Source organism: Halomicrococcus pelagicus, from assembly GCF_051917725.1.
In the GTDB taxonomy this organism is placed as follows: Archaea; Halobacteriota; Halobacteria; order Halobacteriales; family Haladaptataceae; genus Halomicrococcus.
This window is the reverse complement of record NZ_JBQBLX010000001.1, coordinates 542,750-557,411: the sequence shown is the minus strand read 5'-3', so window position 1 is coordinate 557,411 and position 14,662 is coordinate 542,750. Positions and strand designations below refer to the sequence as shown.

The 14,662-nt window shown below is 67.2% G+C and carries 17 protein-coding genes; 13 read left to right on the top strand and 4 right to left on the bottom strand.

Annotated features, from left to right (window positions below; all coding sequences use genetic code 11):
* The first annotated feature begins 13 nt into the window (after window positions 1-13).
* The 5 genes from ACTF4R_RS02945 to ACTF4R_RS02925 all read left to right on the top strand — a co-directional run bounded on the left by ACTF4R_RS02945 (window position 14) and on the right by ACTF4R_RS02925 (window position 3,968).
* Window positions 14-706, top strand: coding sequence for a competence/damage-inducible protein A (locus ACTF4R_RS02945; protein ID WP_440006111.1), 693 nt, complete (start codon window positions 14-16; stop codon window positions 704-706).
* Between the two features lie 340 nt (window positions 707-1,046).
* On the top strand, window positions 1,047-1,469 hold the full coding sequence (locus ACTF4R_RS02940; protein WP_440006670.1) for a DUF7528 family protein: 423 nt from the start codon (window positions 1,047-1,049) through the stop codon (window positions 1,467-1,469).
* A gap of 126 nt (window positions 1,470-1,595) precedes the next feature.
* Window positions 1,596-2,291 carry a protein sorting system archaetidylserine synthase gene (locus tag ACTF4R_RS02935; protein ID WP_440006109.1) on the top strand — a complete coding sequence of 232 codons (696 nt, stop codon included), beginning with the start codon at window positions 1,596-1,598 and terminating at the stop codon, window positions 2,289-2,291.
* 131 nt (window positions 2,292-2,422) lie between these two features.
* Window positions 2,423-3,742, top strand: a complete 1,320-nt coding sequence (locus ACTF4R_RS02930; RefSeq protein ID WP_440006107.1) for a HEAT repeat domain-containing protein — start codon at window positions 2,423-2,425, stop codon at window positions 3,740-3,742.
* Between the two features lie 73 nt (window positions 3,743-3,815).
* Complete coding sequence (locus ACTF4R_RS02925) at window positions 3,816-3,968, top strand: DUF7837 family putative zinc-binding protein (protein WP_433624344.1); 153 nt, start codon at window positions 3,816-3,818, stop codon at window positions 3,966-3,968.
* On the opposite strand, the gene ACTF4R_RS02920 is transcribed toward ACTF4R_RS02925, so the two are convergent.
* Window positions 3,953-4,207: a hypothetical protein gene (locus tag ACTF4R_RS02920; RefSeq protein ID WP_433624342.1), complete on the bottom strand. Its 255-nt coding sequence runs from the start codon at window positions 4,205-4,207 to the stop codon at window positions 3,953-3,955. The two genes, ACTF4R_RS02925 and ACTF4R_RS02920, sit on opposite strands and share 16 nt — an antisense overlap.
* 148 nt (window positions 4,208-4,355) lie before the next feature.
* On the opposite strand from ACTF4R_RS02920, the gene ACTF4R_RS02915 reads away from it, so the two are divergent.
* Window positions 4,356-5,993 (top strand): phospholipase D-like domain-containing protein, encoded by a 1,638-nt coding sequence (locus ACTF4R_RS02915; protein ID WP_440006104.1) that lies wholly within the window; start codon window positions 4,356-4,358, stop codon window positions 5,991-5,993.
* Window positions 5,994-5,995: 2 nt separating this feature from the next.
* On the opposite strand, the gene ACTF4R_RS02910 is transcribed toward ACTF4R_RS02915, so the two are convergent.
* A complete protein-coding gene (locus tag ACTF4R_RS02910; protein ID WP_440006102.1) occupies window positions 5,996-7,906 on the bottom strand; it encodes a Hef-associated nuclease in 1,911 nt (636 codons plus the stop codon).
* A gap of 153 nt (window positions 7,907-8,059) precedes the next feature.
* On the opposite strand from ACTF4R_RS02910, the gene ACTF4R_RS02905 reads away from it, so the two are divergent.
* The 5 genes from ACTF4R_RS02905 to ACTF4R_RS02885 all read left to right on the top strand — a co-directional run bounded on the left by ACTF4R_RS02905 (window position 8,060) and on the right by ACTF4R_RS02885 (window position 11,146).
* The gene (locus ACTF4R_RS02905; protein ID WP_440006100.1) at window positions 8,060-8,545 is read left to right on the top strand and encodes a JAB/MPN domain protein-containing protein; all 486 of its coding nucleotides are present in this window, start codon (window positions 8,060-8,062) and stop codon (window positions 8,543-8,545) included.
* Window positions 8,542-8,967: an FAD synthase family protein gene (locus tag ACTF4R_RS02900; RefSeq protein WP_440006098.1), complete on the top strand. Its 426-nt coding sequence runs from the start codon at window positions 8,542-8,544 to the stop codon at window positions 8,965-8,967. Before ACTF4R_RS02905 ends, ACTF4R_RS02900 begins: the two co-directional genes overlap by 4 nt.
* A gap of 72 nt (window positions 8,968-9,039) precedes the next feature.
* Entirely contained in the window at window positions 9,040-9,729 is a 690-nt protein-coding gene (locus ACTF4R_RS02895; RefSeq protein WP_440006096.1) for a metal-dependent transcriptional regulator, read from the top strand.
* On the top strand, window positions 9,730-10,443 hold the full coding sequence (locus tag ACTF4R_RS02890; RefSeq protein ID WP_440006094.1) for a TMEM165/GDT1 family protein: 714 nt from the start codon (window positions 9,730-9,732) through the stop codon (window positions 10,441-10,443).
* Window positions 10,444-10,486: 43 nt separating this feature from the next.
* On the top strand, window positions 10,487-11,146 hold the full coding sequence (locus tag ACTF4R_RS02885; RefSeq protein ID WP_440006092.1) for a LysE family translocator: 660 nt from the start codon (window positions 10,487-10,489) through the stop codon (window positions 11,144-11,146).
* A gap of 62 nt (window positions 11,147-11,208) precedes the next feature.
* Here ACTF4R_RS02885 and ACTF4R_RS02880 read toward each other — a convergent pair whose 3' ends face one another.
* Both ACTF4R_RS02880 and ACTF4R_RS02875 read right to left on the bottom strand, forming a co-directional pair.
* A complete protein-coding gene (locus tag ACTF4R_RS02880; RefSeq protein ID WP_433624323.1) occupies window positions 11,209-11,916 on the bottom strand; it encodes an HD domain-containing protein in 708 nt (235 codons plus the stop codon).
* A gap of 156 nt (window positions 11,917-12,072) precedes the next feature.
* On the bottom strand, window positions 12,073-12,819 hold the full coding sequence (locus ACTF4R_RS02875) for an alanyl-tRNA editing protein (protein WP_440006090.1): 747 nt from the start codon (window positions 12,817-12,819) through the stop codon (window positions 12,073-12,075).
* Window positions 12,820-13,210: 391 nt separating this feature from the next.
* On the opposite strand from ACTF4R_RS02875, the gene ACTF4R_RS02870 reads away from it, so the two are divergent.
* A complete protein-coding gene (locus tag ACTF4R_RS02870; protein ID WP_440006088.1) occupies window positions 13,211-13,687 on the top strand; it encodes a hypothetical protein in 477 nt (158 codons plus the stop codon).
* 290 nt (window positions 13,688-13,977) lie between these two features.
* Window positions 13,978-14,589 carry a hypothetical protein gene (locus ACTF4R_RS02865; protein WP_440006087.1) on the top strand — a complete coding sequence of 204 codons (612 nt, stop codon included), beginning with the start codon at window positions 13,978-13,980 and terminating at the stop codon, window positions 14,587-14,589.
* The last annotated feature ends 73 nt before the right edge of the window (window positions 14,590-14,662 follow it).

Below are 14,662 nucleotides of genomic sequence, written 5' to 3'. Positions count from 1 at the left end.
CCCAACTGCGGGTATGCGAGTCGCGCTGGTCACCGTCGGGGACGAGATTCTTTCCGGCGACACCGTGAACACGAACGCCGCGTGGCTGGGCGAACGGCTGTCGGAGCGCGGGGTCTCGGTCGAGCGGGTCGTCGTCGTCCCGGACCGCGTCGCCGACGTCGCCCGCGAGGTCAACGAGGCGCTCGCGGAGTACGACGCCGTCCTCGTCACCGGCGGCCTCGGTCCGACGCACGACGACCTGACGATGGAGGGCGTCGCCGCGGCGGTCGGCGTCCCGGTCGAGGAACACCCCGAGGCCGTTGCCTGGGTCGAAGAGTACAGCGACTACGAACACGCCGACCTCGTGCCGGGGACGACCCACCTGCCCAGAGGGGCGCGTCTGCTCCCGAACGAGGCGGGCGTCGCGCCCGGCGCGGAGATAGAGGGCGTCTACGTCCTTCCGGGGGTCCCCGAGGAGATGAAGGCGATGTTCGACCACGTCGCCGACGAGTTCTCGGGCGAGCCGCGCCACCGGCGCATCGTCGACGCGGACGAACCGGAGAGTGCGCTGCTGGACCGCATCGACGGGCTGCGCGAGCGATTCGACGTGACCGTCGGAAGCTACCCTGGCGATCACGTCAGCGTGACGATACAGGGTCCGGACGAGGACGAGGTCGAGGACGCGGCGGCGTGGCTGCGCGAGCGCGTCGACGCCGTCGAGCAGTAGCAGCCGTGACGTCGGTCGAACGACGGTACGTCCCGGCTACCGGTAGAGATAGGCCAGCCAGGCAGCGACCATCGCGATACCGACGACGCCGACGACGATACCTGCCGCGTTCGTGGGGAACGTCTCCGCGAGTGGAATCATGGTCGGCGGTTGTCGGCCTGCTCTCTTAACTTTTGAGAACTCGTCCGGGCGCGACCGTCGACCTCTCGTCGCGTCGACAGAGTTTTTACGCCGGAGACGGGAGTGAGAAGCATGCCACGGAGTACCCAGTCTCCTGGTCGCGTTCTTCTCGGATGACGAGCGCGCCGCATCGGTACAGCGAGACGGTGAATCGGTCGTACTGACTATCGACGACGTCGAATACGAACTGACCCGACAGGAAGCCACGGCTCTGCAGGACGCCGTCGGCGACGCGCTGACGGAGCGTCGCGAGTTCTTCCGGACGGCGGGCACACACCGCGAGGACGGAAGTTACGAGGTGTCGCGCCGGGGTGCAGACTCCTCGGGCAACGCCAAGGTGTTCGAGACGTTCGACGGCCTGCGACGGCTGTTCGAGCGCCTGCCGGAGGAGTTCACCGCCGAGGACGTCGGCCGGACGGGCATCACGGGGTCGCGGCGACACCTGCTGGTGCGTCACTTCGCCGAGCATCCGACGTTCGACTGCCGGATCGGCTCCCAGAACCCGCTGACCGCGGTGAAGGCGTCCGCGTCGAGCGACGTCGACGGCTCCGACGGACCGCCCGCGGAGGTGGGCGCCGACTGACCTTCGCCACTCGGACCGACCTTTCCGGACGTTCCCGACGACTAGCGGCGGTGACGGCGACTACGCGCCGGAAGAAGCCACGCGGATTGCAAAAAACGTAAGACCGCCGCTCGTCACCCGGCGAGTATGCAACCCCGGTTCGTGGGACGGCTCTCGCTGGCGGACGCGGTGACCGTCTCGAACGCCGCCGTCGGCTTCCTCGCCGTCGTGGTGGCGGACGCGAACCCGGAACTGGCCGCGCGGCTCGTCCTGCTGGCGGCCGTCGCGGACGGCCTCGACGGCGTGCTCGCGCGCCACGTCGGTAGCTCGGCGGCGGGGCCGTACCTCGACTCGCTGGCCGACGTCGCCTCCTTCGGCGTCGCGCCCGCGACGCTGGTCGTCGCCGTCGTGGCCGAGTCGTGGGGACTTTACACGCCGCGCGGGGCCGTCGCGGTGCTCGGGGCGGCGCTGTTCGTCGGTGCTGCCATCGTCCGACTCGGACTCTACACGGCCTACGACACCGACGACGACGTGACGGAGGGCGTCCCGACGACGCTCGCGTCGGTCGTCCTGAGCGCGGGCGTGCTCGTGGGGGTCACCGACCCGCTCGCGCTCGTCGTCCTCGCGTACGTCCTCACGGTGCTGATGGTGTCGACGATAACGTACCCCGACCTGCTGGCCCGCGACGCACTCATCATGGGCGTCGTCCACTCGCTGGCCGTGCTGATTCCGGACTTTCTGGGTCGCACGTTCCCCTACGCGCTGCTGACGCTCGCGCTGGCGTATCTCCTGCTCGGTCCGCACTTCTACTGGCGGACGACCACCGCGAGCCGTCCGGCGTAATCGGTGGCGCTTCGCCCGCGAACCGCCGACGGTCGCCACCACGTCGCACGACAGAAGGGAAACGCTCTTGATGGGTACGCCCCGAATTTCGACTATATGAACCGAGTGACATCGTCGTCGGGGGTGCGCGCATGAGCGACGAAGAGGATACCGAGGAGCGGGAGCAGGCGGAGGACGAACGGGTCGACGATGCGGAGCAGGAACAGGCGGAAGAGGAGGTAGCGCCGGCCGGCCAGGGAGGCTCGACCGCGGAGAGCATCGACGCGGAGCTCGACGCTATCGAGGCCGACCTCGACGCGGCCGAGACCGAGGCCGAACTGGACGTCGTCGAAGCCGAACTCGACGACGTGAGAGAGCGGCTGGAGTCGGCCGACCTCCCGGAACCGGACGAAGACGAAGAGGACGAGGAGGAGGCCGAGGACCCCCGCGAGAAACTGGAGGCCCGCATCGAGGACTTGAGCTCGGGCATCGAAGAGAAGCGCGGTCCGTACGCGGAGAACGTCGTCGAGGACGTCGAGGACGTGAAATCGACCATCGCGGACACCCGCTGGACCGACGAGGGCCGCAGCGATCTCGCGGACGCCGTCGGCGAGTTCGCGGAACGCGTCCAGGAGGTTCTCGGCGCGGACTTCGTCGTCACCGTCTCCCGCAACACCGACGACCTCGCGGAAGTGCTCGATAACGCCGCGTCGGCCATCGAGGACGCCGACCTCCACCCCGACGACGACACCGAGACCATCACCGAGCTCGTCGAGGCGACGACGTCGCTCCAGGAGTCGGTCGACAGCGCCCAGGAGTGGAGCGACCTCGAAACCCGCGAACAGCTGGAAGCCGAGGGGTACTACGACGTGCTCGACCACCGCAAGGACTTCCCGCCGGAGTGGCACGCGCTGAAGGTCTGGGAGAAGCGCGGCCGCGTCGACATGGTTCTGCTCGCGCTCGACCGCCTCCAGTCGAACTTCATGGAGCGTCACTGCCTCGACGCGCTCGAACGCATGGGGTCCGAGGAGTCGCTCGACGCGATGCTCGAACGCGCGGAGCGCCGGGACAAGGACGCCATCCGCATCGTCGGCAAGATCGGCAGCGCCGAGGCGGTCGACGACATCGTCGAGTACGCCGACGCCGACCCCGGCATGGCGAAGACGGTGCTGAAGGCGCTCGGCGAAATCGGCAGCGACGAGGCCACCCAGGCGGTCGCCGACCAGCTCGTGGCCGACGACGAGAGCGTTCGCAGCCACGCCGCCCGCGCACTCGGCCGCATCGGCGACACGCGCGCGATCGACCCGCTCGCCGACACGCTCGCGAACGACGAGTCGGACACGGTGCGCGCCAGCGCCGCCTGGGCGCTCAACCAGATCGGAACGGAGAACGCCCGCGAGGCCGCGGCGGAGTACGCGGACGACCGCTCGTACCTCGTCCAGTCGGAAGCGCAGAAGGCCAACGCCCGGTAAGCAGTCATTACTACGTTCTAACCGGTCAATAACGAAGACCCTCGCTCCGCTACTCTCTCGCGGAGTCGAGGAAATGGCGACCAAATCGGCGACGTTGGGAACGTGCCCAGAGTGTGGAGAGACGATTCCCGGTGGCTACCTGCTCATAGAGTACGAGACGACCGAAGGACCGGAGCAGTTCGCCGAGTGTCCCGACTGCCGGGGAATCGTTCACCCCAGGCCGTGAGCGAGTATCGCGGCCAGAAACTCCAGTGCGAACGCGACGGCCACCAGGAACGCGCCGACGCGGCCGATCCAGGTGTGCTCGGTCACTTCCATCGGCGAGATGTCGACCGTGTAGTCGTTGAACTCCGGGTCGTACTCTACGTAGTTCGGAACCTGGAAGAACTCGAAGAAGACGAGAACGGAACCGAGCGCCCCCAGCGCGTACCCGGCCAGTTCCAGTACGACGTGAATTGCGACCATATCCGGGAGAGCGAACGTCTCCGGCAAAAAGCCACCGGTAAGCCGATGGAAACAACCGGAGAGACCAGCCCTCAGAACGGTCGTAAACGATCCCGAACCCCCGCTGACGGACGAACGTTTATACCGGAGGCCGGGACCACTCCGGACCGTGTCCCGTCTCCCCGCGTCCGTCGGTCTCGTCGTCGCCGTCGGCCTCGCGATGGCCCTCCCCGTCGGCGTGGCTCCCGGCGTGACGGCGCCGGCGACCCCGGAGATCGTCGCCGTCTATCCGGACCCGGTCGCGACCGAAGACGCCGGGGAGTTCGTCGTCGTCTCCTTTCCTCGCGAGGTGAACCTCTCTCGGTGGGCGCTCTCGGACGGCGAAACCACCGCGAACCTCTCTCGCGGGAGCGAGCGACGCACGAGCGGCCGAATCGCGTTCTCGACCGCGCCGGCGCGAACGCGGAACCTGACCGACTACCGGGCGTTCGGGCTCGCCGACGACCTCTCGCTTGCTAACGGCGGCGAGACGGTCCGCCTCCGTCGGGCGAGCGGCGACGGGCGGGCGGTCGACGCCGTGACCTATCCCGACGCGACCGAAGGCGCACAGTGGCGTCCCGACGCCGGCGAGTGGCGGCCGCTCGGGGCGACCGACCGGGCGGCTGTCAGGACCGATGCCCGGCGCGCTCGCGCGTTCGTCCTCCCCGACGCGCCGGGAGTCCCGGTCGAGACCATCCGCGGCGCGGACGAGCGAATCCTGCTCGCGGGCTACTCGTTCACCTCGCGCCGCGTGGCCCGCGCGCTGGTGGCCGCCCGCGAGCGCGGCGTCGACGTCCGGGTACTCGTCGACGACGGTCCCGTCGGCGGTATGTCCCGACGAGAGGCGAGCGTACTCGACTTCATCACCCGCCGGGGGGTCCCCGTCGAGGTCATCGGAGGCGAGCGCGCCCGCTACGAGTTCCACCACGCGAAGTACGCAGTCGTCGACGACCGCGCGCTCGTCCTGACCGAGAACTGGAAGCCAGCGGGGACGGGCGGCCGCGCCAGTCGTGGCTGGGGAGTCGTCGTCCGGAGCGACGCGACCGCGGCGGAACTCGCGGAGGTGTTCCGCGCGGACGCCGGCTGGCGCGACACCCGCCCGTGGAAGCGGTTCCGGCGGGGCCGGTCGTTCCAGCCCGCAGAGCCCGCCAACGGTACCTATCCGTCGCGGTTTCGCCCGCGGAGCGTCCCCGTTCGGTCGGTGAGCGTGCTGACCGCGCCGGACAACGCGGAGTCGGGGGTCGTCTCGCTGTTGCGCTCGGCGAACGACTCCGTCCGCGTCCAGCAGATGACCGCCGGCGGACCCCGCCAGCCGTTCGTGCGAGCGACGCTTTCGGCCGCTCGCCGCGGCGTCGAGGTCCGTGTCCTGCTCGGCAGCGCGTGGTACGTCGAGGAGGAGAACCGTCGACTCGTCGAGTGGCTGAACGAGCGTGCGAACGAGGAGGGACTCCCGCTGACCGCGAGGCTCGCCGACCCGCGAGGCTATCGAAAGGTCCACGCGAAGGGTCTGGTCGTTGACGGCGAACACGTCGTCGTCGGGAGCCTCAACTGGAACAACCACTCCGCTCGACGGAACCGCGAAGTTGCGGTCGTCCTGCACGGCGAGGAAGCGGCGAGTTACTACGCCCGCGTGTTCGACGCCGACTGGCGAGCCAGCGGTGGCGGGTCGCGGTTACCGGTCGGTCTCGCCGCGGCGGTGGCAGTCGGCGTCGCTGGAGCGGTCTGGGTAGCGCGGAAGGAAATTCGGTTCGCCCCGACGGAGCGGTAGCGCTAGTCGTCGCTCTCGTGGCCGACGGTCGTGCTCTGGAGGTCCTCGTCGAGTTCCGCGTCGGCCATCTTCTCGACGAGCGCGTCGAGCACCTGCTCGCGCATCCCCTGCACGAACTTGATGGAACCGACGACGAGGTGGCCGCCGCCGCTGACGCCGCCGCCGACGATCTCGTCGTTGAGTTCCGACACCATCTCCGGGATGTCGAGGCGGACGCCGTCACTCCGGAGGACCGCGAAGTCCGGCCCGTAGCCGATGGTGATGACCGGTTCGCCGGTCTCCTCGACTTTCCGGTCGTGGATCTCGCCGGTCGTCTTGCCCGGCGGCGGGTAGGTGAACCGATAGGCGTGGTTCTCGACGTCGACGCGATAGAGGTGGGCTTCGCTGGCCAGGCGCTCGTGTTCGACGTGCGGCATGGCGGCGTCGAGTTGCTCGTCGACGTCCTCGCGGGCGCGGTCCGCGAGGAACGAGACGAGTTCCCGGTGGCGCGACTCGTCGTCACAGCCGACGTTGAGCACGTCGTTGATGAGGTTCCGGCCGGCGTCGTACTTCAGCCAGAACGCCTCGTAGTCGAGCGCCTCGCCGACGTCGTTGAGGAACGACTCCTCGTACCCCTCCGACTTGGCGAGGTCGACGTAGTCGGTCATCGCGTCGGCCTTCGACCGGTCGGAGATGCCGGCGACGGCGGGGACGTGGCGGAGGTCGTCCGTTATCTCCGGCGCTATCATCCGCGCGAGTTCGACGCACATCATCCCCGTCGTGATGCGGTAGTCCTCGTCGTACAGGTACGGGTTGACGTGGCCGTCGACGTACGGTTCGACGGCCTCGGGGTCGGGGTGGTGGTGGTCGACGACGAGAATCGGGATGTCGTAGTGAGCGAGGTTCTCGTACGCGGGGACGTCCTCCGCCGTACTCCCGTTGTCGAGCATCAGGAGGAGCGGGAGCTTCTGACCGTGCCGGGCCTGGTCTTCGAGCGCGAAGTTGAGGTCGCGGGTGACGTCCTCCATCTCGTAGAACGGCGCCTTGCTCGGCAGGCGCTTGAAGAGGTGACGCTTCGCGTCCGGGTCCTGGTGAGTCTGCTCGATGAACTTCCGGAGCGCGAGTTCGACGGGGATCGACGCACACATCCCGTCGCCGTCGGCGTGGTGACGGACACGAATCGGGCGGCTCTCGAGGACGGTTCGTCGGAGCTGTTTGGCGATCTCCCGGAGGTCCGGGAACATCTGCTCGAGCGCGGGCCACTCGACGAGGGGTTCGACGTCGTGCGGTTCGGCCCGCTGTTCTAGCGCCTCGTCGAGGCGCTGGCGCACGTCCGCTGCGTCGTCGCCTTCGAGGCGGTCGAGCGAGTTCACCTCGACCTGCAGCGACTCCTCGCGCTCTTCGACGACGCCGGTGATGTGGACGAGGTCGCCGATGTCGATGTCGGGGTGGGCGCGGACGCCCGCCTCTTCGAACGCGGCGCAGGGGACCACGCCGGTTTCGTCGCTGACGTGGAAGATGGTGGGTCCGCCGGTCTGTTTTATCTGGACGACTTCGCCCTCGACGTGAACGGACTCGCCGACGCGTTCGGCGAGCGCACCCGTGTCGGACACCTCGTAATCGTGGGCGACCGGGACCGTCTCGTACTCGTCGAGGTCGGCGGTGTCGAAGCTCAGGTCGCCGTTTTCGCGGATCTCGACGAGTTCGACGACGAGTTCGTCGCCGACGTCGAACTGCCCGGAGAGGTTCGATTCGTGGACGAGACCGGAGACGGAATCGGAGATGTCGACGAAGACGCCGTAGTCGACGACGCCGTTGACCTCGGCGTGGTATCGGTTCCCCTCGGAAACGTCGGAGAGAGTGCAGTCCGCGTCGAGGTCGTACACGACGGGCGTGTCGGACCCGTCGGCGGGACCGTCATCGGAGGTAGTCATGTTGTCCGTGTTTTCGGGGTGGCTATTTTTAACGCTTTGCAACTTCGACCCGGGCGTCGGCGATTCGAGCGTCTCCGGTTGCCGTCCGCGAGCGTCGCGATTCCGGGGCGGCGGTTCGCAACGTTTAGAACGCGTCCGGTCGAACTGTAACCCATGCGGCTGTTCCGGTCGAACGAGATACTGGGGATCGCCGAGGGGGCGCTGGAGTTCGCTCTCGAAGCGTCGCGCGACGCTCATCCGGACGAGTACATGGGGTTCTTCCGGGGCGAGTCGGCGTCGACGCTCGGCCTCGACCGCGAGGGGACGGTCATCACCGACGTGCTCGTCATGCCGGGGACGGAGTCGAACAGCGTGAGCGCGACCGTCAAGTCGAGCACCATCCCCAACGACGTGCAGACGGTCGGCTCCGTCCACTCGCATCCGAACGGCGTGCTCCGCCCGAGCGACGCCGACCTCCGGACCTTCGGCAGGGGCGACGTCCACGTCATCATCGGCGCGCCGTACGACCGCGATAGCTGGCGCGCGTTCGACCGGAACGGCGACCGACGGAAGCTCGACGTGCTGGACGTCGCGCTCCCGGAAGACGAGGGATTCTTCGACTTCACCCAGGAAGACATCGACGCGGAGCTTCAGGAATGACACACGTCATCGCCCAGGGGACCTTCGACATCCTCCATCCAGGGCACGCACACTACCTCCGGGACGCCGCGGCGATGGGTGACCGCCTGTCGGTCATCGTCGCTCGCGGGGAGAACGTCACCCACAAGGACCCGCCGATCCTCTCGAACCGGCAGCGTCGGGACATGGTCGCCGCGCTGGAGATGGTCGACCACGCGCGCGTCGGCCACCGCGAGGACATCTTCGTCCCCATCGAGGAACTCGACCCGGACGTCATCGCGCTGGGGTACGACCAGCACCACGACGAGGAGGCCATCGAGGCGGAACTGGCGAGTCGCGGCGTCGACTGCAACGTTCGCCGCGCGTCGCCGCGCGACGCTCACGAGGACGAACTGCTCTCGACCGGCGACATCATCGACCGCATCTGCGACGACCGGTGCTGACGGCGTCGCCCCGAAACCTTTCTCGGGTACCCGACAAACTGAAGGATTAGAGGTGCCAAAATCCGTCACCGAATGCTCAGCGACGTGATGGAGGACTACCTGAAGGCGATCTACACGCTCCAGGAGGAGAGCGACGGCCCGGTGGCGACCTCGGACATCGCGGACTACCTCGACGTGACGCCGCCGACCGTCACCAGCATGGTGGAGAAGCTGACGGACCGCGGCCTGCTCGAACGCGAGAAGTACAAGGGCGTCGAACTGACCGACGAGGGGGAGACGGTCGCGCTGGAGGTCGTACGCCACCACCGCCTGCTCGAAGCCTACCTGACCGAACATCTGGACTACTCGTGGAGCGAAGTCCACGAGGAGGCCGACCGTCTCGAACACCACATCAGCGAGGAGTTCGAGCGCCGGGTCGCCGAGGTCCTCGGAGAACCGGAGGTCGACCCGCACGGCGACCCCATCCCGGGCGCGGACCTCGCCCCCATCGAGGCGGACGACACGACCCCGCTGAGCGACCACGAGACCGACGACCGGGTCGTCGTCGCTCGCGTCAGCGACCGCGACGAGGAGGAACTCCGCTATCTCGACCGGGCCGGCATCTCGCCCGGGACGGAACTGGAGGTCGTGGACGTCGCGCCGTTCGGTATGGTGACCGTCCGAATCGCGAGCGACGAAGCCGACGCCGGGGACGAACAGAGCCTCCCGGAGAGCGTCGCCCGTTCGATACGCGTCCGGGCGGTCACAGAGGAGGTAGCGTAGATGGCCACCTGGCTGGAGGTCGTCGCAGTAGCCTTCGTGGCCCAGCTGGCGGTGTTGCCCGGCGAGAAGGTACAGTTCATCATCGCCGGTCTCTCGACCCGATACAGGCCGTGGCTGGTCGTGAGCGCCGCCGGCAGCGCGTTCGCGCTGTGGACGGCCGTCGAGGTGTACGTCGGCGGAGCACTCACCCGCGTACTCCCCGGCATCTACCTCGACGCTCTCACCGCGAGCCTGTTCGTCCTGTTCGGCGTGTTGCTACTCAAATCGATGCCCGAGGGGGAGACGTCCGACGGAGTCGCGGAGACGGACGGCGGCGGCGCAACGAATCTCTCGGGGTTCGTTCCGGAACGGTTCCGGGACAGCGACCTCGCGGAGTCCGATGGATACGGCGCGTTCGTCCCCATCTTCGCGATGATGATGTTCGGCGAGTTCGGCGACAAGACGCAACTGGTCACCATCGGCCTGGCCGCACAGTACGGCGCTCACGGCGCCATCTGGCTAGGCGAGATGTTCGCCATCATCCCCGTGAGCATCGCGAACGCCTACTTCTTCCACACGTTCTCGCACAGGGTGGACATGCGGAAGGCACACCTCTTCTCGGCGGCGTTGTTCTTCTTCTTCGCCGCCGACTTCCTCGTCCAGCTCGCGTTCGGCTTCTCCGTCTGGGAGACGGCCGTCCGTACCGTGGCGCGACTCGGGGCGGCCGCCGTCTGACCGGATTCGAGATAGTTTTCCCGTCCCGCGACGAACGTCGACCGTGCTCGACGTCGTCGTCTCTGCAGTGGCTGGCGCGGCCCTGGGTCTCTCGCTGGCCGCACCGCCCGGACCGATGAACGCCGTCATCGCCGAAGAGAGCGTCCTCCGCGGCTGGAACTCCGGGTTCCGCGCCGGTCTCGGTGCGATGACGGCGGACGCCTGCTTCTTCGTCCTCGCACTGGCCGGGGTCGTCGCCGTCGTCCGCGAGGCACCGGTGGTGCGCGGGGTGATGGTCGGCGTCGGCGGCCTGCTCATGCTGTACTTCGCCTACGGCGCGGCGCGGGACGCGAATCGAACGTTCACCGCGGAAAGCGACGCGGACGATACCAGGGGGTTCCGGAAGGCGTTCGCGCTGGCCATCACGAACCCCTACCAGATAATCTGGTGGCTCACGGCGGGCGTCGGCCTGCTGAACGAACGGAGCTACGACCTGCTCTCGGGGGTCGTCGGCGACGCGCTCACCGTGACGACCGGCAGCCCGGTCATCGTCGTCGGCTTCTTCGGCGGTATCGCGCTCTGGATCGCCGGCTTCCCCGCCGCGCTGGTCGCCGCCGGCCGTCGCGTGGACTCCTTCGCCCCCGCCGTCGCGTACCTCAGCGCGGTGGTACTGGCGCTGGCCGGCCTGTCCTTCCTCTTCGACGCGGCGACGACGCTGGCCTAACGGCGCGTCCGAGAAACCGAAGCGGTCTTCCCCTGCGGCGGAGCCACGAGCGCCGACGTGCCCTACGGACCGTGGCCTCGCGGGGGACCCGTCTCCTCGTCGTCCATCTCGGGCACTTCGTCGAGGAGCCACTCTCGGAACCACTTCACGCGCTTGAGCCGGCGATGGGCGATGTCGCTCGCGGTGTCGCTCTGGACCCGGCTCGCGGCGTCCTTGCCGCGTTCGAGCACCCGGTCGACCATCTCCGCGGCCGCCATGTGCGTGCGGGCCTCGTAGCCCATCCGGAGCAGCATCAGGGCGGTGCCGTTCGCCCCTACCTTGTCCAGCATGTCCGCCTCGATGAGACACTGGGTCTCCTTCGAGAGGCTGTCGAGGTCACCCTGGTAGGAGTGGTCCTCGACCGCCTTGCAGACCTCCTCGACGAACGACTCGGGAAACTCGCCGTGGGATTCGAGATACTCGCGGGCCACCCGGGCGCCCTCCTCTGCGTGGACGTCCTGGTCGGCGTCGAGTTTGGCGATGTCGTGGAACAGCGCCGCGACGCGCGCCACGTCGACGTCCGCGCCCTCCCGCTCCGCGATGGTCTCTGCAAGGTCGACGACGTTGATGATGTGATTGTACCGGTAGTCCGCAGAGTGCCAGGGGTACCACCGCATTCGACCGCCGCCGTCCTCGTTCTGGACGCTCGCGGCCAGATACTCGTAGACGAACTCCTTCATCTCCTCGAACTGCTGGTCAGAAACCGGCGAGCCCTTAATTTCGACACCCACAGAACCACCTCCGCTGTTCGACGTACGTACTCATTACTGATACAAACGGACGATTCGCTCTTTAGCGTTACGACGAGGAGACGTCACAGCGCGTTTTCGCTCGGACTGGAGAACGCTTCGTTTCGTTCAGGGAGAAACAGGTAAATTACGGTACCTTCACTCGCTAGCCTCGGCGGTCTCCGACGCTCGCAGTTCGAACTCGATGCGCTCGGTGTCCCGCCCCTTCGACTCCCGATTCGTGATTTTGACGCGACCGATTTCGCCGAGGCTGTCGACGTGAGTCCCGCCGCAGGGACAGTAGTCGAACTCCTCGACCGCGACCACACGGAGCGGGTCGACGTGGTCCGGGATGAGGTGGAGGAGCGAACGGCCCTCGTCGACGCGCTCCTCGACCTCCTCGCGGGGATGTTCGGCCTTCGTAACCGCGAGGTCGCGTTCGATAGCCTCGTTCGTCGCGCGCTCGATGGCTCGGACGTCCTCGTCGGAGAAGTCCGCGGGCTCGAAGTCGATGCGCGACCGGTCTTCGTGAATCTGGTTTCCCGCCGTCTCCGCGCCGTACTCGTCCAGTACGACCCGCGAGACGACGTGCTGGGCGGTGTGCATCCGTCGGTGAGCCTGGCGGCGTTCCTCGTCGATTCGTCCCTCGACGGTCGCTCCCGGTTCGGGCAGGTCGCCGTCGACGTTCTCGACGTAGTGGCGGACGTCCCCGTGGTTCTTCCGGACCGCCACGACGTCCGCCGCGCCCCCGTCCCAGGCGAGCACGCCGCGGTCGGTCGGCTGACCGCCGCCCTCCGGGTAGAAGTACGTGCCGTCGAGGACGACGTACTCCTCGGTCGCGTCCTCGACCGTCGCTTCGAACTCCGTCACGTCGTCTTCGTCGGGGAGATAGCGCTGTTCCGTCACGGTCGAACAGAGGCCGTCGAGCGCCTTAATCGATTGGCTGGCGGTAACCATCTCCGTTCGCCGGCGACCGTCGTCGACGCTGCGCTCTGCGGCCTGGCGAACCGGACCAGTACGGGTCCGGCGGCCGCGTGTCCGTCACTGCCGCGAGCGTCGGCCGTCGGTTGGTCGTTCGCCGGACTCGCCCCGGCACCTCCGTCTGGCCCCGTCCGGGTCGTACGTGACAGAGGGACCGTCGACGGCACAGGACTGACGCAGTAAATATATATCTAACACCTCTTTCTATATATTTCCTGTAACGAAGAATCATAGTACGGAATCTTGACTGGTCTAGCTGAGAAAGCGTGTCTGACTGAACTTCATTACGTCGGGCTTCGAAGGACTGGTTGGGGAGATGAGTACAAGAAGCTTCGACGGGCTTGGCAGGCCCGCGGCAGATTCGACATTCGACTATCTGAACAGGGGGCTCCAGATCACAGGACTGTTCTTCTTCATCAACGGCATCTACGTGGCGTTCTTCTCCGCGAACATCGTCACGACGGTCGGGTACTACCTCGTCGTTCTCGCACTGCTGATGCTGACGCTGTCACGCGCGCTATCACCGGAGAAGGCGTTCGTGCCCGACGAAGTTCGGGAAGTTCTGGGAACCGAGACGGACCCGGGACAATCCCGCTCGCGCGGCGACTCGCGTTCGAGTCGCGGCACTCGCCAGAAACGGGCGCGGTCGAACCGCGGCACGCGTCGGAACGGGACTGGCGGACAGGGCAGGGGGTTCGACGTTCGCCGATACTACCGCGCCGCACTCGAGAAACTGGACGGCGTCGCGTCCAGCGGTCGTTCGTCCCGCCGTAGCGGACGCGACCGTCTCTGAAGCCGTTTCGACGCCGACGAACTCTCGATTCGAGCCGTAATCCGGGGCGGACTGCCGCCGGGAACGGCGAAGCGAGTTCGAAGACGGGCAGTGCGGCGTCGCCCGGTTCGTCTGTCCGACTGGCGGTACGACCGGGAGTAAGCGCCCCGTTCTCTCCCGAGAAATTCACGACGGCTTACGAAACGCAAGACAGCGTAGCGGCTGTCTCGACAGGACGAGACGGCCGTCGAGTCATTATCGGCTCGTTGACCAATCCTAAGGGTTACCTTGTTCTCGGTCAATCATCGGTTGTGAACAGCCAACGTCTCACAGCTGTCGTGCTCGTCTTCGCCGTGCTGCTCGCCGGCTGCACCGGCTTCGGCGGCTCGACTGACGGGACGGACGCGACGTCCACCACCGCAACGACCACGAACTCCACTCCGACGCCGACGAGTACTTCGACGCCGACCACTACCACCGTCGCCTCGACGACGAGCACGACGACCACGACGCAGACGACAGAGATGTGGATACGCCCGACGGAGCCGCGGACGCCCTTCCAAAACAGGCTCTCCGACCGCATCTCCAGCGTCGAGTTCGTCGACAAGAAGAACGCCAGCGGTGGCGGATACAGCGATTTCGACGTCCGGGTCACCGCGGACACGCTGATGAACAACGTCGACCCCGAGAGCGACGGCGAACCCTACTTCATGGTCAAGATAAACGGTACGTGGATCACCAGGAAGGACGTTCGCTGGGAGCAGAAGAAAAGCGGCACGTACACGCTCGAAGTGCTGCCGGACGCCCTCAGCCAGTTCGACTCCGGCACCCTGAAGGTGCAGGTGTTGCTGCTCGAAGAGGACAAGAAGTACGACGACAAGTACGACGTCTGGAACGGAACCATCGAGTACGGTTCGAAGTGACCGTTTCCCCGGTTCGTCGCTGCGGCCGTGTCGGCGAAAGACGTCCGGGAACGGCCGATGGAGACGGTCGATT

Excerpts from the sequence above, each read along its gene's own strand:
- ACTF4R_RS02945 (WP_440006111.1), top strand. The coding sequence starts at position 14 with ATGCGAGTCGCGCTGGTCACCGTCGGGGACGAGATTCTTTCCGGCGAC.
- ACTF4R_RS02935 (WP_440006109.1), top strand. The coding sequence starts at position 1,596 with ATGCAACCCCGGTTCGTGGGACGGCTCTCGCTGGCGGACGCGGTGACC.
- ACTF4R_RS02930 (WP_440006107.1), top strand. The coding sequence starts at position 2,423 with ATGAGCGACGAAGAGGATACCGAGGAGCGGGAGCAGGCGGAGGACGAA.
- ACTF4R_RS02925 (WP_433624344.1), top strand. The coding sequence starts at position 3,816 with ATGGCGACCAAATCGGCGACGTTGGGAACGTGCCCAGAGTGTGGAGAG.
- ACTF4R_RS02920 (WP_433624342.1), bottom strand. The coding sequence starts at position 4,207 with ATGGTCGCAATTCACGTCGTACTGGAACTGGCCGGGTACGCGCTGGGG.
- ACTF4R_RS02910 (WP_440006102.1), bottom strand. The coding sequence starts at position 7,906 with ATGACTACCTCCGATGACGGTCCCGCCGACGGGTCCGACACGCCCGTC.
- ACTF4R_RS02905 (WP_440006100.1), top strand. The coding sequence starts at position 8,060 with ATGCGGCTGTTCCGGTCGAACGAGATACTGGGGATCGCCGAGGGGGCG.
- ACTF4R_RS02900 (WP_440006098.1), top strand. The coding sequence starts at position 8,542 with ATGACACACGTCATCGCCCAGGGGACCTTCGACATCCTCCATCCAGGG.
- ACTF4R_RS02895 (WP_440006096.1), top strand. The coding sequence starts at position 9,040 with ATGCTCAGCGACGTGATGGAGGACTACCTGAAGGCGATCTACACGCTC.
- ACTF4R_RS02890 (WP_440006094.1), top strand. The coding sequence starts at position 9,730 with ATGGCCACCTGGCTGGAGGTCGTCGCAGTAGCCTTCGTGGCCCAGCTG.
- ACTF4R_RS02870 (WP_440006088.1), top strand. The coding sequence starts at position 13,211 with ATGAGTACAAGAAGCTTCGACGGGCTTGGCAGGCCCGCGGCAGATTCG.